The following is a 19,317-nucleotide window of genomic DNA, read 5'->3' as shown; positions in this document are numbered from 1 at the left end:
TGAATGCCCATTAACCCGGTCTAAACAAATAACCCGAACGCGCCTTCTCCTTACGCGCCCGAAGAATATTGCTGACAACAGAAAAAATGGCCCAGATCGCCAAAAATGGATCCAGTAAATAATCCCAAAGATTGGTAGATTCTTGCAGCCCAAACGCCCAAGCAATAATGGCAAGCGCGATAATCCAAACGCCCTGCGTCCAATTTGTCAGGCCGCAGATCAGAGCGCAGATCAGAACTGCAATCAAAAGCGCGATAGATCCATACCCCCAGGCATAGGGGTCGATCATGCCTAGACCCAAGGCTAATGGATAAAAAACCAGCGCAATGATGGCAACGCTCAATTTAAAACCGAGCGGCGCTGGCTTATGGTTTTTCAATAAGGCACTCCACAACAATAGTGTCGTCACAATACTGAGATCCCCTGTGATACCGCGCACATAGCCAGCCAACGGCAACTCTAATGAGAAGCCGAGTGGCCAGAAAAATGCATTTGCCAATACCAACACGAACAATGCTTTGACAAAAGTGGGTAACAACTGTGTTGAAACCTTTTGCATCACCCAAATACATAGGATGGCACAAGTAATCGCCATCTCCGCTAAAGCGAAAGTCTGTAGGAAGTTGGTCATTGTGCGCCCTCAGATTGTGGGTTGGCATTAGTACCCGCTTGCGGTAATTGACTCAGAGCCTGCGCTAGCCATGGCTTAGAAAAATGGTAATGCCGGATCTTCGTACGGTTCCAGGTATAGACGAGGTGCACATCTCCGCTATCGTCAGTCAGCAAGTATGGATATGAATACTCTTTGCGCTGCTCATCAGGCAATGCTTCATCATTTTCTAGAACCTCAATAGTGTGCCATTGGCCTATTTTGGGATTGCTCATCATCAATACCAAACGATGGCGGCCTGCCTGGACATCATTGAGCGCTAATAATTGCATGCCATTGGATAAAACAAGGCCCGCTACCGCAGAGTTCGGATTGGCAATCTCTAGATCCCCTGCTGCTTGCCATGATTGTCCCGCGTTTTGCGTGTGACTTACTGGGATCTGTTTTGGCAGCCCCGCACTTCTGGTTTGCCTAAAGTATGCAGTCGCATCCTGAGCATCACCCACAAATACCAAAGGCTGAATTGCTCCGCGCCCTGAACTCATGCGGCGTTTATCAATCACTTGTGTGACATCGAGCCTTAAAAACTCACCAAAGCGTCCAATCCATTCGTGATAAGCCGGCAAACCTAAGTGCCCATCGGCAAAAGTGATGGCAGGAGACTTCACTAAAGTACTTAGATTGAGTAGAGGTGATGTGATCAAGCGTTGCGGCTTGCTCCATGTAAGACCATCATCTTCTGAGATCATGCTACTAATTGAGCTACCAGCCCACCCACCAATCGATACCGTGACAAAAAACAATTGCAAGCGACCATCGGGCAAACGTGCTGGCACGGGGTTGCCTAACTTAGCAATGTAGCGAGCCAAGCCTTTCTCGGCAGTAACGCGGTCCATCACAACGGTTGGCAAAGTCCACGTATTGGTCTTGGTATCCAATGCAGAAGTATTAATCACTACATCGGGAGCGCCCTCTCGACTTCCCGCAAACCAAAATGCACGAATACCTCCATCCTTCAGCGCAATTAAAGAGGCGGCGTGCACCGAAGGAGCGCCAGTATCGGGCAACCAATCAGCATGGGGAGTGAGAACGGCTGGCTTAGAGAGCGCCTTTCCTTTTGCCGCAGGCTGCGTCTCTTCATCCGGGTTAGCAGCAGCATTCTCCACTATCAAAAATGGTGCCCACGCAGGTCGACCGGCAATATGAATAAATCCCATGACTGCAGCTAGCAGCAAAAAACATAGGGCAATAACACGCCTCATCTACAGACATCCTTTACATTGAGCAAATCAGGATTAGAGACTGGCGTAGTAATTAAATACTCCATGGCAAATAAATGTTCGCCAATATGACCCCGTAACATCTCACGAATTTCTTGATCTGAATGACGGGCGCGCATTTCCATACGTTGCCCCACAATCTGACAGTTTTCACATAAGTTCAGATCAGCTCCAAATGGTGCCTGCACTGCTACCAAAGGATAAGTAGCGCTTAAGTACTCCACTTCACCTGCGTCTTTTGCAAGATAGCCATGCAATTGAGCGCCGGGCAAGAGCAAGCGATATTCCTCGTCTTTTGCTCTGTAGTCACAAGGAATCCACACATCCTTACCCTGAAGCTGAGCAATCGTTTGCGCTGAGAAGCGTCCTAATGCGCCCTCAAGGGGGCTGAGGCTGCTGGCTAGTGCGCAATAAACCAAAAAGCAGGCTGCGAGCGCTGCCGGTTTGCATTGGGACTGTCTTATCAATCCCAGAAGCACTGTTGCCACTGCAACAGCCATCAATACCCAATGGATATAACTATAGATCCACGGCCCCACACTTCCCATAGCGCTAGAAAGTTGCAAATGAATACCGATCCACAATAAGAGCGCAAGGATGAGGCCCTGCAATACTAAAGCAATCCTGAAGCCCCATAAGGGCAAGCGCTCCCAATGCAAAGCGATCAAAGCGGCAAATGCTGGCATGACAGGCAAGAGATATCTTCCTGAGCGTTGACTTGGCAGACTAAAGATCAGTAAAAAAGCTGCGATCCATAAAAACAAGAAGATCTCTTCAGAGGATAAGAAACGACGCTCGCGCCAACATTGCAACAAAGTAGCCAATAAAACAAAAGTGAATAAGCCAGCATTTGCTAAGGTGGTTAACAACAGCATCCAAATACTGTCCCCGCCCTTCACAAGATCTAGCAAATAGTTCGAAGAGCGCGCAGAAAACTTACCAGCGTTCTCGCCCAGCACAAACTCCCGCCAAACAGCCTCAGGCTGTGGGTCCAAGGCAAACCAAAGAGCAAAGACTGCCAAGGCTAATACCCCAGCGATCACCAATTTATAAGCATCACGCACTAGCACTTGTGAAAGACGCCACTCTCGCCAATGCCAGTAGTACAAGCCAAGCGCTAAAGTGGCTGGTGCAATATAGGCAAAGGATTTAGCAAAGAGTGCCAATCCAAAACAGATGCCTGCAAATACAGGAAAAAAGCATTTGGAGTCAAAGGCATTTTTACCCCAATACAAGATTGCCAGGAAAGGCAGGCTCAACCAAAACACTTCGGGTGGATCGGTTAAGAATGGCCGACCATATCGATAGGTCGCAAAAAATGAAAGCCAAACTAAAGCCGCCAATATTCCAGTTTGGGTTTTACCGCTAAAGCGACGTACAGCTAAAAACAAACAGAAGGCTGTTAGCGCTGTATACAAAACACTGGGCCAACGCAGATGCACTAGCGACCATTCGCTTGCCCAAGAAGTACTGGCAATACCCTGCCAAAAAATGAGTGGCGGCTTAGTATTTTTAATGCCGTCCATTTGTGACTGCAGCGGTAACCAATGACCAGCATCAGCCGTCATTCGGACAATATGCATATAGGGATACTCATCGCCATTTTTAGGGGCAAATCGACTATCCAATCCATAAAGATAGCTAAAAACCGCTAACACTAGGGTCAGCAGTGCGTATCGAAGGGTATATGAACCGCGCATGCCTATAGTTTATAGGGCTTACACCCCAAAACCCAGGAAATGCCGCTTAATCGAGTTTTGCTACTGTAGTTATCGGAAAATCTTGTGAATCAGACCCTGCTTTTTCAAAGCTTCTTGTTTAAGATAGTGCAAGAGAAAAATATATGCAGGCTACCCTTCTAGCGCTGCCTTAATCAGTATGAGGATGATTTACATGCGAGCAACCATTATTGCGCCTACCCTAGCTTTAGGGCTTGCCTTGAGTACTCTCTCGGCAATGAGCAGCGCTCAAACAAGGGACGCTACTGCGCTCTATCAGCGCGGCCTAGCAGCAACCTGCGCGAACTGTCACGGTACCGATGGTAAAGGTGTGGTGAATGGAGGCATGCCACTCATCAATGAACTGAGTAGCGAGCAGATGCTGGGTCAACTAAAAGCTTTCAAATCAGGCACCCGTGAGGGAACCATCATGCCGCAATTAGCCAAAGGCTACTCTGACGAGCAATTAGAAATTATCGCTCAACAACTTGGCAAGAAATAAGGAAGCGCATCATGGATCGTCGACATTTTATTGGCCAAAGCACTGCTGCTCTTGGCCTTCTAGCAGGATTTTCAGGCCAGGCAAGTGCCAATCTCCAAAAGGCGGAGATTGTGGTGATTGGCGGTGGGTATGGTGGTGCGACTGCCGCCAAGTATCTACGCCTCTTCTCCAACAACACAGCACGAGTGACTCTCATTGAACCTAATGCATCCTTTATTTCTTGTCCGCTGTCCAATCTCGTTGTTGGTGGCTCGCGCACATTAGCAGAGTTGACGAGTCCTTACGACAACCTAAGCAAGCGTCACGGCGTCAAGATTATTCAAGATAGCGTAGCTAGCATTGATCCAGATAAAAAAACTGTCAAACTGACTTCTGGAAAAATCTTGCCGTATGACAAGGTGATTGCTTCCCCTGGCGTGAGTTTGCTCATGAATAGCATTGAAGGTTTGAGTCAAGCGAATAAGACCGGTGCAACATTACAAGCTTGGAAGGCAGGGCCAGAAACTGTTGCGCTTCATCGACAGCTAGCCGCGATGCGCGATGGCGGCACTTATGCCATCAGCATCCCGGAAGCGCCTTACCGCTGCCCTCCTGGCCCTTATGAGCGGGCCTGCCAAGTAGCAAGCTACTTTAAGCAATACAAACCCAAATCCAAGGTCTTGATTCTGGATGCCAACCAAGATGTGGTCTCTAAGGGTGCACTATTTAAAAAAGTGTGGGCAGAACAATACCCAGGCATTGTGGAGTACTTACCAAAACATAATGTGACCGCGGTTGATGGTAAATCCAAAACCATTAAATTTGAAATTCAAGATGACATCAAAGCAGATGTTCTCAACTTGCTCCCCGCTATGAGTGCTGGTGAGATTGCTGTGAAAACGGGACTCGCCAACTCTAATGGTCGCTGGGTCAACGTGAACTTTTTAAATTTTGAATCCACTGCACAAAAAGACATTCATGTGCTTGGCGACTCCATCCAGGTTGCCTATGCAATGCCCAAGTCAGGGCATATGGCTAATCAACACGCCAAAGTCGCTGCCGCTGCCATTGTTGCGGAGCTCAATGATTGGGAGGTAAACCCCTCACCAGTACTAACAAATACTTGCTACAGCTTTGTGAATGCCAAAGAAGTTATTCACGTGGCAAGCGTGCACCAGTACATCGCCGCCGAAAAAACCTTTAAACCCGCCCCAGGTTCTGGCGGCGTCTCTCCGGGCCCCAGCACCCTAGAAGGAGTCTATGCCTGGGGCTGGGCACACAATATCTGGGCCGATACGCTGGGTTGACCCAGATCAACACTTTTAAAAAAAGAGGTCTTAGCGCCTCTTTTTTTATTTACACAGCGCCATTGAGAAATATACTGAGACACATCAATAGCACGCTGGAGGTTTTATGAGCATGACCCCGACTTCACCAAAAGATGCGACCAAGATTGAACAAGCCATTGAGAAGTGGACAGTTCCTATTGGTAACCTGTTCGTTTCACTATTTCACCGCATTGCCTTATTTGGGATTGGCGCTGCAACTGTCTGGTCTGCAGCAGTTGCTTTCTTGGGAATGGTCAACAAAGGTTCGGCCTCTATTGAAGACCTCTTACTATTATTTATTTACCTAGAAATTGGCGCCATGGTTGGCATTTACTTTAAGACCAACCATATGCCGGTTCGCTTTTTGATCTATGTGGCTATTACTGCAGTCACTCGCCTAATTATTGATCTGGTCAATACAAAACATGAAGCTGACATGGCGATCTTATTTATGGGGATTACTATCCTGATCTTGGCCTTAGCCAATGCGGTCGTGCGCTACGCTTCGTTTAAGTTTCCGAGCAGGCATAGCGAGAGCGAATAAGCGCACTTTTAAAGATCGGGGTCTACAGGCTCTTGGAATTGATAAGGGTTCACACCCTTATCAAGACAATTGCGTACATAGTCAATACTGCTACGGAGGGCGTAGTAGTCACTGGCCATACTTTTAGAGACTTTAATATTTAAGGCTTGATACTCTAATTGATTGAGTTTTCTTAAGTACTCATCACGCTGTTCGGGCCTATACCCCTCAAGCAATAATTGCTGCTCGAATTCCTTAAGTTCGCCGTACAGGCGAATAATTTTATTTTGCATCCGCTTTTTGCGGTAACCCGGTAGTGCCTGCAAGAGTGGATAAGCCACAACGCAAAATGGCAGCAGAATAAAAATCAAACGGTTAATCAATTCCGCTAACCAAAATGGCACATAGGCCATCAATAAGGGATAGCTGTTTTTTTCGTAATGAATTGCTACAGGACTCTCTGGCAAAAGAGAATCTTTAAAAGAAGGGAACTCTCCTCTTCTTGAAAAGAATGAGGCTTTCCCATTAATGTCACGTGCCGCTTCCATAAACAAAAATTGGATCGCAGGATGCATGCGGTCATCAATTAATAAATTCGTAGTAGTAGCTAGTAGCTTGATATCCTGATTCGGAAAATTGCGCTCCAAGCTAAACGCGCCCTCTGGCACTGACAGGATATGAAAATAAGGAATCTCTTTAGCGAAGGCTTCCGCACGCTTAAAAGTCACTAAATGGAGCTTTGGATCTTTCAGCAAAGTCTGGACATTATTAGCCTCGTAGGAATCCACTATGAACGCCCCATCGATTTGACCACTTTGGAGGGCTGCAACCGCCTTTTCACCGGGCAAATGAACAAACTGTACGTTTGTTTTGTCTAGGCCCGATGCTCTCAGAATATGGGTTGCTTGCGCGTAAGTGCCACTACCTTCGACACCAATCGAGACCGTTCTTCCATGAAAAAACTTTGAGTGGCCTCTGATGACTTCTAAATCAGAACTCTTGACCTCTTGGCCGCGATAAAAAAACCAAATGGGGTCATAAGCAATCGCACCCAAGGTTTGAATGCCGCTAACTTTCTTGGGATGCGCTACACCAGCTTGAACAAAGGCAGCCTGTACGGCATCATTTCGATCGATTAAACGATTGAGGTTATCTTGCGCACCTTCAGTAGCAGCAAGCTCTAAGACCACGCCCTTAGTGGCAAAGTAATCCGCATACTTTTTTCCAAGCGCCTCATAAGATCCACCAGGCGAACCTGTTGCCATTACGACATGCCTAGGAGGCGGAGGATCTGCGTACCACCAAATTCCCATTAGGATAACGAGCATCAACAGCAATAGAGGCCAGGCTTCCTCTAAAAATTGGGTAAAGTCTGACCACCACTCTTGTACAGCTTCAGATATACCTAAAAAGGTCTCCTGCACATTCTGTTTGAAGCTTCCCATATGCTACCCGTCAGCAAATATCTCAAAAGCTAATGATAATGTCCTTATCTGATGACACTCTTTTTAAGGCTTAAATCATGCTACAACTGAGAAAATCCCAAGATCGTGGCTACGCTGATCACGGCTGGCTAAAAAGCTTTCATTCCTTCTCCTTTGCGGGTTATCACGATCCCAAATTTATGGGTTGGGGGAATCTACGGGTCATTAACGAGGATCGTGTGGCTCCAGGAATGGGTTTTGGGAAACATGGTCACCGCAATATGGAAATTATCAGCTATGTGCTTTCAGGTGAACTGGCACATCAGGACAGTATGGGCAACGTCAAAGGCATCCCTCCGGGTGATGTGCAACGCATGAGTGCTGGCACTGGCGTTACACATAGTGAATTTAATCATGCAAAAGATCAAACTACCCATTTTTTACAAATCTGGATTGAACCCAATGTTTTAGAAATTGATCCAGGTTATGAACAGTTAACTATCCCCGAGATTGATAAGCGTGGCAAATTGCGTCTTGTCGCATCACCCGAAGGTAAGAATGGTGCCGTCAAAATTCATGCTGATGCGAAGATGTATGCCGGGCTTTTCGATGACACTGAATCCGCCAAGCTCTCCTTAGATCCAAAACGCAAGGCCTATGTCCACTTGATCCGCGGGAATCTGACCGTCAACGGTCAACCACTCACTGGTGGGGATGCCCTGCTGATCGAAAATGAGACTGAACTCAATATAAGCAATGGCAAAGAGGCTGAAGTACTCTTCTTTGACCTGAGTCATTAAAGAATTTAGGAATTTAGGCTTAGGATCATCTTACTGACATCTAAATAAGCTACTGACATGATTGAAACCTCAGAAAAAAGCGTCATTGGGCCGATTATTCGACTCCATCCCAACGACAACATTGTTGTAGCCCGCGTAGATATTGGCATTGGCACCGAAGTGGCTAGCGAGAATTTCACTAGTCGCAGTCAAGTACCAGCAGGATACAAAATTGCTGCGAAAAAAATACTCCAGGGTGAGCCGATTCTGAAATACAACGTGACAGTTGGATTCGCCAATGTAGATATTGAAGCAGGCACCATGGTGCATAGTCATAATACGGAGTTTAGAGAGTTCGACCGAGATTACGCCTACGCAAGTGAATTCAAGCCAACCACTCTTCTACCAGAATCCGAGCGTGCAAGCTTTCAAGGTTATATCAGGGCCAATGGCAAAGTAGGTACACGCAACTTTATCGGCATTCTTTCAACCGTGAACTGCTCAGCAACAGTTGTCAATAAAATTGCTGATTGGTTCACTCCAGAGCGACTAAAAGACTATCCCAACGTCGATGGTGTAGTTGCTTTCAGTCATGACATCGGTTGCGGTATGGAGATGAGTGGAGAGCCCATGGAACTTCTACGCCGTACCATGGCCGGTTATGCTCGCCACCCTAACCTTGCCGCCGCCCTCATCGTCGGCTTGGGCTGTGAGCGCAACCAATTAAAAGGCTTAATGGAGCAAGAGGGCTTGAAAGAAGGATCGAATCTACACACCTTCATCATGCAAGAGTCAGGCGGCACTCGCAAAACAATTGAAGCCGGTATTGAGGCCGTGAAAAAATTACTTCCTGAAGCCAATCAAGCCAAACGCGAAACTGTTTCCGCTAGCCACCTCTGCGTGGGCTTGCAATGCGGCGGTTCGGATGGCTTTTCCTCTATTACCGCCAATCCTGCACTAGGTGCGGCGATTGATATTTTGTCCCGCCATGGAGGTACTGGTATTTTGTCAGAGACTCCCGAAATCTATGGCGTAGAACATACCCTAACCCGTAGAGCGGCCAATCAAACGATTGGAGAAAAACTGATTGAGCGCATTCGTTGGTGGAAAGATGAATACTCTGTGGGTCGGGATGTGCAAATTAATGGACAAGTGAGTCCCGGAAATCAAATCGGAGGCTTAGCCAATATTTTTGAAAAATCACTCGGCTCTTCTATGAAGGGTGGCACCGGCCCGCTGATGGCAGTCTACAAATATGCTGAGCCTGTCACCGCCAAGGGTTTTGTCTTTATGGATACCCCAGGATTTGATCCTGTATCTGCCACGGGCCAAATTGCGGGCGGGGCAAACCTGATTGCCTTTACCACCGGCCGGGGCTCTATGTTTGGCTCGAAGCCTGCACCCTGCATTAAGTTGGCTACCAATACTCCTATGTATGAGCGCCTCACCGAGGATATGGATATCAATTGCGGGGAAATTTTGGAAGGTACCGTTTCCGTACAAGAAATGGGCCATCGTATTTTTGAGCTATTCCTCAGAACCGCTTCTGGTGAACCCACAAAGAGCGAGCTTCTAGGATTGGGGGATTATGAGTTTGTTCCCTGGCAAATTGGGGTGATGAGCTAATAGGACTGTAGAATTCATCTATCGGCACAGCGGCGAGTAACCCGCTGAGAATGACTACTGAAGGATTCGTACAGACTTATGAAATTTAGGGATTACTACGAAACGCTAGGTGTAGCGCGTACTGCTACCGAAGCAGAAATTAAAACGGCTTACCGCAAGCTGGCGCGTAAATATCACCCTGATGTGAATAAAGAATCTGGGGCTGAAGAACAATTCAAAGCGATTGGTGAAGCCTACGCCGTTCTCAAGGACACTGAAAAGCGCGCTGCCTATGATCGTTTTGGCGCTAACTGGAAAAACGGTCAAGACTTTACGCCCCCACCCAATTGGAATGAAGGTTTTGAATATGCCGACGATAGCTATGGTGGCGGCCACCCTGGTTATGGCGGCGGCTTCGAAGGTGATCAAAGTGAATTTTTTGAATCTCTTTTTGGTAGAGGCAAACACCGTCAAGGTGGTCGCGGTAGCCATACCCGTCAGGGCATGAACTTCAAAGGCCAAGATCATCATGCCAAAATTTTGATTGATCTTGCTGATGCCTATAACGGCGCTAAGCGTACGATTGCCCTTCACATGCCTACTCTAGATGCAAGCGGACATGTCAGCACTCAAGAGCGCAAGCTGGATGTGAGCATTCCCAAAGGCATCAAGGCCGGACAGAATTTACGACTCTCTGGCCAGGGAGGCCCAGGCATTGGAGAAGGCCCTGCCGGTGATCTCTATCTAGAGGTCGATTTTCATCCTAATCCGATTTACCGTGTCGATGGCAAGGATGTCTTCATTGATATTCCTTTGGCACCTTGGGAGGCTGCGCTTGGTACCACAGTCAATGTACCGACACCAGCAGGCACAACCTTAGAACTAAAAATACCTGCAGGAACAACGGCTGGACGGAAGATGCGCCTCAAAGGTAAAGGCATCCCGAGTGCAGAACCTGGTGATCTGTATGTTGTGCCAACGATTGCACTACCACCCGCTGATAGTGATGCCCATAAAGAAGCCTATCAAAACTTTGAAAAGGCTTTTGATTTCAACCCCAGAAACCATTTGAAGGGATGATGCGATGACTCAAACTAATATCACCTGGATTGAAGGTAGCGTTGTCGAAAATGAAGTACACATGAGTATTGTTGAGCTCTCGCATGCCTCACGTACCCCACAAGATTTGATTATGTCTTGGGTAACTGAGGGCGTATTGAGCCCGACAGGCCCCTCCCCCGAAGACTGGCGCTTTGGTGGCGATTCACTAAGAAGAGCCAAAACAGCAGCCCATCTCACGCACGATCTTGAACTCAATGTGCCAGGGGTTGCCCTAGCATTGGATCTTCTCGATGAAATCGCTCAGTTAAGAGCCCGCCTTCAAAGAGGCGACTAAATAGTCCAACTGCTTACGATTCGGAGCGGCTTAACAGCTGCTCCCAACGTTGCAGTTTGTGATCAAGCTGTTCTGTAATTTCGGTCAAGCGTGCCTGCATGCTATCAGCCAACTCGGGTTCATTTTTATACAGATCCGGATTACTCATCGCAATTCCGATATCCGCCTGCTCCGTTTCCAATTCTTCAATCTGAATAGGCAAGGCTTCAAGCTCTTGGCGCTCTTTACCATTGAGCTTTTGCACTCCACTCTTAGCCGCAGGCTTTACCTCTGGAGCAGGTTCAGCCTTAGCTTCTACTTTGGCATCTGGCTTAGTCAATTTTTGGCTGGAATTAGCAGCGCGAATTTTTTCGGAGCGCGCTTTTTGAATCTTCCAATCCTCGTATCCACCCTCATACTCACGCCAGAAGCCATCGCCCTCGTTGGCAATGATGCTAGTCACAACGTTATCCAAGAAATAGCGGTCATGACTGACTAAGAACACGGTACCTTTGTAGTCTTGCAATAACTGCTCTAGCAAATCAAGGGTATCGATATCAAGGTCGTTGGTTGGCTCGTCCAAGACTAGGACGTTTGCTGGTCTTGCAAATAAACGGGCCAATAACAAGCGGTTGCGCTCCCCACCTGATAGGGTGCTCACCGGAGAATTGGTTCTCTCAGGCGCAAATAAAAAATCACTTAAGTAACTCTTGACGTGCTTTTTATTGCCATTGATTTCGATCCATTCGCTACCAGGGCTGATGTAATCCTCCAGGGAGGCATTGAGATCTAGTCCCTCTCGCATTTGATCGAAATAAGCCACTTCAATACGAGTACCCATTGTGGCCGTACCAGAGTCCGGCGCAATAGTACCGAGAATCAGCTTGAGTAAAGTCGTTTTACCAGCGCCGTTAGGACCCAGCAATCCAACCTTATCGCCACGCAAAATCGTCGCAGTAAAGTCAGTCACAATAGGTCGGTCATATGACTTGCTGACATTTTGCAGATCAGCCACTATCTTGCCGCTGCGATCTCCTGCTGAAACTGCTAACTTGACCTGCCCCATTGCGTCTCTGCGCTCAGCACGGCTGGTACGGAGCTTTTCAAGGCGGGCAATACGGGCTACGCTGCGAGTGCGACGTGCTTCTACACCCTTGCGTATCCATACCTCCTCTTGGGCCAATAGCTTATCGGCGCGCGCATTTGCTAAAGATTCTGCATTGAGCTCCTGCTCTTTTAAAACCTCGTATTGCGTAAAGTTACCGGGATAACTGCGCAAGATGCCCCGATCGAGCTCCACAATTTGCGTACAAACATTATCCAAGAAGGCCCGATCATGAGTAATCAAGATCACTGAACCTTGATACTCTTTTAACAACTCCTCTAACCACGCAATAGAATCTAAATCCAAGTGGTTGGTGGGCTCGTCCAATAGGAGCACATCTGGCATTTCAACCAATGCGCGTGCTAAGGCAACGCGCTTTTTGGTTCCACCAGATAGATTGCTAATCTTGACATCGGCTTCTAAATGAAGACGATCTAATGTTTCGTGAACCCGCTGCTCCCAATTCCAACCACTGAGCGCTTCAAGCTGAGACTGCACTTCATCTAAACGATGATGAGCCGCGTCATCCCATTCACCAACACTGAGAGCTTCATATTCTTCGCGCAGAGCCTTGGCCTGAGCCACTCCCTTGGAGACAGCATCAAACACTGTCTCTTCCGCCTCAAACATTGGCTCCTGAGGAACATATGAGATTCGTAAGCCTTGCTGGTATTGCAGCAGGCCGTCATCCATTTTTTCAATGCCGGCTAAGATCTTCAATAAAGAGGATTTGCCGGTGCCATTACGGCCAATTAAGCCAACACGCTCACCAGATTCCAGTGAAAAAGCAGTATTTGCGAGGAGGTCAACGTGGCCAAAAGCCAGTTTTGCATCAGTGAGTACGATTAAAGCCATGGCGACATTATCCCCGCTTCCCCAAAAGATGAGATATTTCCGCTAAATTCTGCGAGACTAGACAATATGATCTGCAAATTAAGCCCTAGCGCTCCCCGCCTCATCCTTTTTGCTGGGCATGCCGGCACTGGTAAGTCCACCCTAGCCAAAAAGGGGTTGCCGCTAATTATTAAGAAAACTGGGGAAGATTTTTTCTTTCTAGATAAAGATACGGTGTATGGCGCCTACAGCGCTCACGTCATGGAGCTCACTACCCAAAACCCCAATGACCGCGATAGCCCTTATTACTTGGAGAATCTGCGAGACTGGGAATATCAAGGTCTGATTGATATCGCCAGAGAAAATCTTCTTTTGGGTGTGAATGTCATCTTAGTAGGGCCTTTTTCTAAAGAAATTCAGAGTGGCAGAATGTTTGACCCGATAGCCTTAGGCATCCCACCACAAACCAGCATTTCGATTGCGTGGATCGATTTGGATGAAGAAGAAGCCAAGCACCGGATGCAAAAGCGCGCGGATCCCAGAGATGATTGGAAGCTAGCTCACTGGGAGCAATACGCTCCAAGGCGGGTCAACCCGCCAACACACCCCATCATTACACGCTTTGATAATGCCCGATTTGATGAAGCGCAATTTGATCAATTGATTGATGCGCTAACTCGTCAAGCAACTTCTCAAAAATAAAAAGGGCTCCTCAGGAGCCCTTTTTCAAGAAGCAAGAACTGAATTCTTAGAACTTATAAGTCACACCAACTGCTGGCATCCAGGGATTGAGTGTTAATTTACCCAAGTTGGCACCACCAGCAACTGCTTGCACATTTGTTGCCATGGTTGCATATTTCACATCAACGTTAACACCCCAGTTTTTATCAAAGAAGTAATCGGCACCTACTTGACCTACAGCGCCGAAACTGGATGGTTCAACCTGCAACCCTGAACCAGCACCATAAAAGTTTTGACGGTTTCCGAAAATGGTGTAGTTCACACCAGCACCAACATATGGCTTAAACGCACCTAAGTCGGTGAAGTGGTACTGCAGCAAGAGTGAAGGAGGCAGCGCACTAATCTTACCAACGTTAGTATTAGCGCCAGTTGCAGTGATATTCACTTGCTGTGGCCAGGTCAGAACCAATTCAGTAGCAATATTTTTTGTGAAGAAATATGTAACGTCAAACTCGGGGATAACTTGATCTTTTGCCTTGATATTGGCTGTTTGAGCAATTCCTGTTTGTCCATTATTCCAAAGCAGATCCACTGCACGAACACGAACCATCCATGGGTTCTCTTCTGTTGACTGAGCTTGTGAAGCAATTGGAGCTAAGGAAGCTACCGCAGCCATTGCTGCCACTAGTGATTTAAGACGCATGGTGTTACCCCTTTTTGTTAACAATTTCGATGTGTCTATTTTGAAATTGATAGCCATGGGGTAATTTGATGTAAATCAAATAGAGTTCTAGTCTGAAATTTTTATTTGCTAAAAAGCAACAGTGTTTTGATGCTTGTTTGATCTAGATCAAATGCCTGCAGGTTTACCCTAAAGTACTTTTGAGTAGGTCCCTTTGGCTTGAGATTCGCGCAGGTGACGATCAAATGTCATAGCCACTCGCCTAGCTAATAAGCGGCCTTTGGTAGGCACAAAGATATCGTCCTGGCGCCATTCCAAAAGACCTGCTTTTTCCAAATCTTTCAACTCTTCGAGTTCAACCCTAAAGTAATGTGCGAAATCGATCTGATGGGAGCTTGCAAAAGCTTTAGTGTCGAGCGCAAACTGGCACATCAACTCACCAATCAGTTCGCGACGTAAGAGGTCATCTTGATTTAAACGTAGGCCACGCAATACTGGTAGATGTCCAGCATCTAGTGCTGCGTAGTATTCATCTAGGGTGCGCACGTTTTGTGAGTAACAATCATCTACCTTACCAATAGATGAGATACCAAAAGCCAATAGATCACATTCGGCTTGGGTGGAATACCCCTGGAAATTACGATGGAGTCTTCCCTCTTTTTGCGCTATCGCCAATTCATCATCTGGCTTTGCAAAATGATCCATGCCGATAAAGGCATAACCCGCTTCACCTAAACGCTCAATTGTGTTGGACAAGATATCAAGCTTCTCTGCAGCAGCGGGCAAATCTGCCTCAGCAATGCGACGTTGTGGCTTAAAGATATGGGGCAAATGTGCATAGTTGTAGACTGAGAGGCGATCTGGGTTCATCGCCAATACCGCATCTACCGTTTCCTTAAAAGTGGCCGGGGTTTGCTTGGGCAAACCGTAAATCAAATCCACACTTCGAGATTTAAAGCCGTACTTCCTGGACCAATCCATCACCGCCTGGGTTTCTTCGATTGTTTGCACTCGATGCACAGCCTCTTGAACGGCTAAATTAAAGTCTTGTACACCTAAACTAATACGATTAAATCCGAGTTCTGCAAGCAAAACGATATCTTGCTCTGTGACACGCCGCGGATCGATCTCAATGGAATACTCTCCACCAGGCAATAACTCAAAATGCTCGTGGGTATGGTGCATCAACTCGATCATCTCTTCGTGAGATAGGAATGTAGGCGTACCCCCACCCCAATGTAATTGGGTAATCGGAATTTTTTTCTGCGCACCCATAGCCGCCGTTACCATCGTCATCTCTTTGGCGAGATATTTAATGTACTTGGCACTGCGTCCATGATCTTTGGTGATGATCTTGTTGCAACCACAGTAATAACAAATATTGGGGCAAAACGGTAAATGAAAATACAGTGAAAGCGGCTCATTCGCTTGCGCGACACGCTCAAGCGCACCTAAATAGTCTTGCTCCGAAAAGTCATTATGAAAACGATCAGCACTGGGGTAAGAGGTATACCTTGGGCCATTGATATCAAATTTTTGCAATAACTCAGGATGAAAAAGAACTTCTTTTTCTTCTGCAGGATGCTGAGGTGCTACTAGGCTCATAAGAGGCAATGGATCAAGTTAGGATTGCTGAAGGTAATCAAGCGCTACTGCTTCTGCTACTTTAATCCCGTCAACACCAGCAGACAAGATTCCGCCGGCATAGCCCGCGCCCTCGCCTGCCGGATAAAGCCCCTTAATGTTTAGGCTCTGAAGATTCGGGCCTCTAGTGATACGCAAAGGCGAGGAAGTTCTTGTCTCCACGCCAGTTAAAACCGCATCTTTCATAGAGAAACCCTTAATTTGCTTTTCAAAAGCAGGCAACGCTTCACGAATCGCCTCGATTGCATACGCTGGCAATGCATTCGCCAAGTCTGTGAGATGCACTCCAGGCTTATATGAAGGCAGCACACTACCAAATTGCGTTGACGGCTTGCCTTCTAAGAAGTCGCCCACCAACTGACCTGGAGCCTCATAAGTGCCCCCGCCTAATTCAAATGCTTTGGACTCTAATGCTCGCTGAAAATCAATGCCAGCCAATGGGCCGCCCGGATAATCTTCAGGCGTTATGCCAACCACAATTCCAGCATTCGCATTGCGCTCATTACGGGAGTACTGGCTCATGCCATTAGTCACCACCCGATTAGGTTCTGAGGTTGCTGCCACCACCGTTCCACCCGGACACATACAGAAGCTATACACAGCCCTGCCATTCTTCGCGTGGTGCACGAGCTTGTAATCGGCAGCTCCAATTAATGCATTCCCTGCATGTGGGCCCAGTCGGGCTTTATCAATTAAAGACTGTGGGTGTTCAATGCGAAAACCGACAGAGAAAGGTTTAGCTTCCATAAAGACTCCAGCATCATGGAGTGCTTTAAAGGTATCTCGAGCGCTATGGCCAAGCGCTAGAACCACATGATTCGCAGGCAAATCAGGATGGCCCTCTATTTTGACGCCAGCAATTTGCCCATTTGCAATATCAAAACCAATCACCTTTTGTGAAAAGCGAATTTCACCGCCAAGCTCAATAATTTCTTGGCGCATTTTTTCAACCACGCCTACCAAACGAAAAGTCCCGATATGCGGTTTCGCCACATACCGGATTTCTTCTGGAGCGCCTGCCTTCACAAACTCCTGAATTACTTTGCGACCATAAAACTTGGGGTCTTTGATTTGACTGTAGAGCTTGCCATCAGAAAAGGTTCCTGCCCCACCCTCACCAAATTGCACATTGGATTCTGGGTTGAGAATATTTTTACGCCACAAACCCCAAGTATCTTGGGTGCGTTCCCGTACCTGCTTGCCCCGCTCAAGCACAATAGGTTTAAAGCCCATCTGCGCCAATAGCAATGCTGCAAAAATACCGCAAGGGCCAAAGCCAATGACCACTGGACGCAATGCTTTACCTGATTGAATAGACTCCGGAGCCTTGGCAACAAAGTGATAACTCGTATCGGGTGATGGCCTCACGTTTACATCATTGGAAAAACGCTTGAGTAACTCTGCTTCATCCTTAACCGAAAGATCGATCGTGTAGATAAAGGCAAGCGCTACATTTTTGCGTGCGTCATAACTGCGCTTAAAAACTGTAAAAGAAATTAACTCTTTTGCAGAGATGTTTAGGCGCTTCAAAATCGCCGCCTCAATATCCTCAGGGGCGTGATGAATAGGCAGTCGGAGCTCGGTGATACGGATCATGGGACTCTACGATACACAATATTCAAACTTAGTCAGCTTTGGCGCCTGAGGATTTAACAACATTGGCCATGCGCACATAATCGCGCACGATGAGCTGATTGAATTCTGCTGGCGATAAGGAGCCAATCTCAATTCCTTGGCGGCGCATACGCTCAATGATCTCAGGCTGCTTTAGGAGCTTCGCCATTTCTAGCTGAACCTTGGTAATAACTCCCTTGGGAGTGCCAGCTGGGGCCAGCAAGCCAAACCAGCTATCAAATGCATAACCCTTGACGGTATTACCAATGGGCGGGACTCCCGGAACAAATGGGGATGGCTTTTCTGATGAAACCCCTAAGAACCGAATACGGGGGTCATTCGCAAAAGGTAATGCAGCGACATTGGCTGCAATCACAGCCTGTGCGCGTCCCGCAAGTAGCTCGGTAATAGCATCACCAGTTCCTTTGGTGGGTATGTGAACCAATTGAATACCAGCAAGACTGTCAAAGTAAGCCATCGCAAGATGGGAGGCACTGCCATTACCAGCACTGGCATAGTTATATTGACCGGGGTTTGCCTTGGCAAGCGCTACAAACTCTGCCACTGACTTTGCCGGAAACTCCGCATTGGTCATCAAGATGTAACTGCTGGTGCCAATGTAAGCAGCACCAAAAAAATCCTTGATGGGATCGAACGCGAGTTTTGTAAATAAACTACCGTTGATATTGTGACTGGCGGCAGCCAATAAAAAGGTATAGCCATCCGGTGCAGACTTGGCAACCAAACCGGTTCCCACCGTACCCCCTGCTCCTGCCTTATTTTCAACAATGACTGGCTCGCCTAGCGCCGAACCCAATTCATTGGAAAACGAGCGGGCTAAAGCATCCTGAACGCTTCCCGGTGAAAAAGGCACGATGATCTTGATTGGCTTGCTAGGCCAGGCATCGGCTGCCAATACCGTCTGATGAAAACAAGCAATCCAGAAACCTAGCAAAATTACCACCAGAAGGCGAAGTCTTTGAGCAAGATGGGTATACATAGGGGCTCCGGGATTCAAAGGCATTCCAAAATGATACGGCAATCCTGACCCTCTCATTTAAAGGCGATAATGCTGCATGGCTCTACGCGCAACTATCCACAAAGCCGACCTTCACGTCGCAGACTCTGACCGCCACTACTACGGTAGTCACTCCCTCACCATTGCCAAACATCCCTCCGAAACCGATGAGCGGATGATGATTCGAATCATCGCATTCGCATTGCAGGCACATGAGGATTTGGTGTTCACCAAAGGCTTAAGCGATACCGATGAGCCAGATCTCTGGATTAAAGATTTAACCGATGCCATCAAGTTATGGATTGAGATTGGTCAACCGGATGAGCGCCGCATATTAAAAGCGTGCGGCAGATCAGATCAGGTGATCGTATATTGCTATGGCGGCCACACTAGCAAAATTTGGTGGGACGGTATTGCGAATAAATTAACTCGAGCACGCAATTTACAAGTGATCTCTATCCCCGCTGAACAATCAGAAGCATTGAAGAAGCTTGTCGAGCGTAGCATGGTCATCCATGTGAACATTCAAGACGGAGAGGCTTACGTCTCATCCGACATGGGTCAAGTGACGATCACACCCGAAGCCTGGCGCAGTAATACAAACTAAGCCTTCACC

18 protein-coding genes are annotated in these 19,317 nt (G+C 47.4%); 9 read left to right on the top strand and 9 right to left on the bottom strand.

Annotated elements, in window-relative coordinates; all coding sequences use genetic code 11:
- Positions 1-10 precede the first annotated feature (10 nt).
- Genes ICN24_RS07285 through ICN24_RS07275 form a run of 3 tightly spaced genes read right to left on the bottom strand, consistent with a single transcriptional unit; the run spans position 11 to position 3,590 of the window.
- The gene (locus ICN24_RS07285; protein WP_216222526.1) at positions 11-631 is read right to left on the bottom strand and encodes a hypothetical protein; all 621 of its coding nucleotides are present in this window, start codon (positions 629-631) and stop codon (positions 11-13) included.
- Entirely contained in the window at positions 628-1,872 is a 1,245-nt protein-coding gene (locus ICN24_RS07280) for an exo-alpha-sialidase (RefSeq protein ID WP_216222524.1), read from the bottom strand. The genes ICN24_RS07285 and ICN24_RS07280 overlap by 4 nt, the downstream gene beginning before the upstream one ends.
- Positions 1,869-3,590, bottom strand: a complete 1,722-nt coding sequence (locus ICN24_RS07275; RefSeq protein WP_216222522.1) for a glycosyltransferase family 39 protein — start codon at positions 3,588-3,590, stop codon at positions 1,869-1,871. The genes ICN24_RS07280 and ICN24_RS07275 overlap by 4 nt, the downstream gene beginning before the upstream one ends.
- Positions 3,591-3,783: 193 nt before the next feature.
- Here ICN24_RS07275 and ICN24_RS07270 point away from each other — a divergent pair, with 193 nt between their 5' ends.
- From ICN24_RS07270 to ICN24_RS07260, 3 genes are all read left to right on the top strand, one after another.
- Complete coding sequence (locus ICN24_RS07270) at positions 3,784-4,110, top strand: c-type cytochrome (protein WP_216222520.1); 327 nt, start codon at positions 3,784-3,786, stop codon at positions 4,108-4,110.
- Positions 4,111-4,121: 11 nt separating this feature from the next.
- Complete coding sequence (locus ICN24_RS07265) at positions 4,122-5,396, top strand: NAD(P)/FAD-dependent oxidoreductase (protein WP_216222518.1); 1,275 nt, start codon at positions 4,122-4,124, stop codon at positions 5,394-5,396.
- Positions 5,397-5,502: 106 nt separating this feature from the next.
- Positions 5,503-5,961: a phosphate-starvation-inducible protein PsiE gene (locus ICN24_RS07260; RefSeq protein WP_216222516.1), complete on the top strand. Its 459-nt coding sequence runs from the start codon at positions 5,503-5,505 to the stop codon at positions 5,959-5,961.
- Positions 5,962-5,969: 8 nt separating this feature from the next.
- On the opposite strand, the gene ICN24_RS07255 is transcribed toward ICN24_RS07260, so the two are convergent.
- A complete protein-coding gene (locus ICN24_RS07255) occupies positions 5,970-7,385 on the bottom strand; it encodes a TAXI family TRAP transporter solute-binding subunit (RefSeq protein ID WP_216222515.1) in 1,416 nt (471 codons plus the stop codon).
- A 77-nt stretch (positions 7,386-7,462) separates the two neighbouring features.
- On the opposite strand from ICN24_RS07255, the gene ICN24_RS07250 reads away from it, so the two are divergent.
- The 4 genes from ICN24_RS07250 to ICN24_RS07235 all read left to right on the top strand — a co-directional run bounded on the left by ICN24_RS07250 (position 7,463) and on the right by ICN24_RS07235 (position 11,144).
- Positions 7,463-8,164, top strand: coding sequence for a pirin family protein (locus tag ICN24_RS07250; protein WP_216222512.1), 702 nt, complete (start codon positions 7,463-7,465; stop codon positions 8,162-8,164).
- Between the two features lie 57 nt (positions 8,165-8,221).
- Complete coding sequence (locus ICN24_RS07245; RefSeq protein ID WP_216222509.1) at positions 8,222-9,769, top strand: UxaA family hydrolase; 1,548 nt, start codon at positions 8,222-8,224, stop codon at positions 9,767-9,769.
- Between the two features lie 78 nt (positions 9,770-9,847).
- Positions 9,848-10,828: a DnaJ C-terminal domain-containing protein gene (locus ICN24_RS07240; protein WP_216222508.1), complete on the top strand. Its 981-nt coding sequence runs from the start codon at positions 9,848-9,850 to the stop codon at positions 10,826-10,828.
- Between the two features lie 4 nt (positions 10,829-10,832).
- Positions 10,833-11,144, top strand: coding sequence for a chaperone modulator CbpM (locus ICN24_RS07235; RefSeq protein WP_216222507.1), 312 nt, complete (start codon positions 10,833-10,835; stop codon positions 11,142-11,144).
- A gap of 13 nt (positions 11,145-11,157) precedes the next feature.
- Here ICN24_RS07235 and ICN24_RS07230 read toward each other — a convergent pair whose 3' ends face one another.
- Entirely contained in the window at positions 11,158-13,083 is a 1,926-nt protein-coding gene (locus tag ICN24_RS07230; protein ID WP_216222506.1) for an ATP-binding cassette domain-containing protein, read from the bottom strand.
- A gap of 66 nt (positions 13,084-13,149) precedes the next feature.
- On the opposite strand from ICN24_RS07230, the gene ICN24_RS07225 reads away from it, so the two are divergent.
- Complete coding sequence (locus ICN24_RS07225; RefSeq protein WP_216222505.1) at positions 13,150-13,764, top strand: ATP-binding protein; 615 nt, start codon at positions 13,150-13,152, stop codon at positions 13,762-13,764.
- Between the two features lie 46 nt (positions 13,765-13,810).
- Here the strand turns inward: ICN24_RS07225 and ICN24_RS07220 are convergent, their stop codons facing one another.
- The 4 genes from ICN24_RS07220 to ICN24_RS07205 form a co-directional block, all read right to left on the bottom strand.
- Positions 13,811-14,446: an OmpW family protein gene (locus tag ICN24_RS07220; RefSeq protein ID WP_216222498.1), complete on the bottom strand. Its 636-nt coding sequence runs from the start codon at positions 14,444-14,446 to the stop codon at positions 13,811-13,813.
- Positions 14,447-14,614: 168 nt separating this feature from the next.
- On the bottom strand, positions 14,615-16,030 hold the full coding sequence (hemN, locus tag ICN24_RS07215; protein ID WP_216222497.1) for an oxygen-independent coproporphyrinogen III oxidase: 1,416 nt from the start codon (positions 16,028-16,030) through the stop codon (positions 14,615-14,617).
- Positions 16,031-16,048: 18 nt separating this feature from the next.
- Positions 16,049-17,665, bottom strand: coding sequence for an NAD(P)/FAD-dependent oxidoreductase (locus tag ICN24_RS07210; protein WP_216222494.1), 1,617 nt, complete (start codon positions 17,663-17,665; stop codon positions 16,049-16,051).
- 28 nt (positions 17,666-17,693) lie between these two features.
- Entirely contained in the window at positions 17,694-18,683 is a 990-nt protein-coding gene (locus tag ICN24_RS07205) for a tripartite tricarboxylate transporter substrate-binding protein (RefSeq protein ID WP_216222492.1), read from the bottom strand.
- 76 nt (positions 18,684-18,759) lie between these two features.
- Here ICN24_RS07205 and ICN24_RS07200 point away from each other — a divergent pair, with 76 nt between their 5' ends.
- Positions 18,760-19,308, top strand: coding sequence for a YaeQ family protein (locus ICN24_RS07200; protein WP_216222491.1), 549 nt, complete (start codon positions 18,760-18,762; stop codon positions 19,306-19,308).
- Positions 19,309-19,317: the final 9 nt, after the last annotated feature.

The organism is Polynucleobacter sp. UK-Kesae-W10 (genome assembly GCF_018881575.1).
Classification (GTDB): Bacteria; Pseudomonadota; Gammaproteobacteria; order Burkholderiales; family Burkholderiaceae; genus Polynucleobacter.
Note: the sequence above shows the minus strand (reverse complement) of the source record. Positions and strands in the feature narration are given on the sequence as shown.

What these genes read in the sequence shown, in the direction of transcription:
- ICN24_RS07205 (WP_216222492.1), bottom strand. Translation starts at nt 18,683, where the DNA reads ATGTATACCCATCTTGCTCAAAGACTTCGCCTTCTGGTGGTAATTTTG.
- hemN (WP_216222497.1), bottom strand. Translation starts at nt 16,030, where the DNA reads ATGAGCCTAGTAGCACCTCAGCATCCTGCAGAAGAAAAAGAAGTTCTT.
- ICN24_RS07260 (WP_216222516.1), top strand. Translation starts at nt 5,503, where the DNA reads ATGAGCATGACCCCGACTTCACCAAAAGATGCGACCAAGATTGAACAA.
- ICN24_RS07285 (WP_216222526.1), bottom strand. Translation starts at nt 631, where the DNA reads ATGACCAACTTCCTACAGACTTTCGCTTTAGCGGAGATGGCGATTACT.
- ICN24_RS07270 (WP_216222520.1), top strand. Translation starts at nt 3,784, where the DNA reads ATGCGAGCAACCATTATTGCGCCTACCCTAGCTTTAGGGCTTGCCTTG.
- ICN24_RS07250 (WP_216222512.1), top strand. Translation starts at nt 7,463, where the DNA reads ATGCTACAACTGAGAAAATCCCAAGATCGTGGCTACGCTGATCACGGC.
- ICN24_RS07240 (WP_216222508.1), top strand. Translation starts at nt 9,848, where the DNA reads ATGAAATTTAGGGATTACTACGAAACGCTAGGTGTAGCGCGTACTGCT.
- ICN24_RS07200 (WP_216222491.1), top strand. Translation starts at nt 18,760, where the DNA reads ATGGCTCTACGCGCAACTATCCACAAAGCCGACCTTCACGTCGCAGAC.
- ICN24_RS07220 (WP_216222498.1), bottom strand. Translation starts at nt 14,446, where the DNA reads ATGCGTCTTAAATCACTAGTGGCAGCAATGGCTGCGGTAGCTTCCTTA.
- ICN24_RS07245 (WP_216222509.1), top strand. Translation starts at nt 8,222, where the DNA reads ATGATTGAAACCTCAGAAAAAAGCGTCATTGGGCCGATTATTCGACTC.
- ICN24_RS07235 (WP_216222507.1), top strand. Translation starts at nt 10,833, where the DNA reads ATGACTCAAACTAATATCACCTGGATTGAAGGTAGCGTTGTCGAAAAT.
- ICN24_RS07255 (WP_216222515.1), bottom strand. Translation starts at nt 7,385, where the DNA reads ATGGGAAGCTTCAAACAGAATGTGCAGGAGACCTTTTTAGGTATATCT.
- ICN24_RS07265 (WP_216222518.1), top strand. Translation starts at nt 4,122, where the DNA reads ATGGATCGTCGACATTTTATTGGCCAAAGCACTGCTGCTCTTGGCCTT.
- ICN24_RS07230 (WP_216222506.1), bottom strand. Translation starts at nt 13,083, where the DNA reads ATGGCTTTAATCGTACTCACTGATGCAAAACTGGCTTTTGGCCACGTT.
- ICN24_RS07275 (WP_216222522.1), bottom strand. Translation starts at nt 3,590, where the DNA reads ATGCGCGGTTCATATACCCTTCGATACGCACTGCTGACCCTAGTGTTA.
- ICN24_RS07210 (WP_216222494.1), bottom strand. Translation starts at nt 17,665, where the DNA reads ATGATCCGTATCACCGAGCTCCGACTGCCTATTCATCACGCCCCTGAG.
- ICN24_RS07225 (WP_216222505.1), top strand. Translation starts at nt 13,150, where the DNA reads ATGATCTGCAAATTAAGCCCTAGCGCTCCCCGCCTCATCCTTTTTGCT.
- ICN24_RS07280 (WP_216222524.1), bottom strand. Translation starts at nt 1,872, where the DNA reads ATGAGGCGTGTTATTGCCCTATGTTTTTTGCTGCTAGCTGCAGTCATG.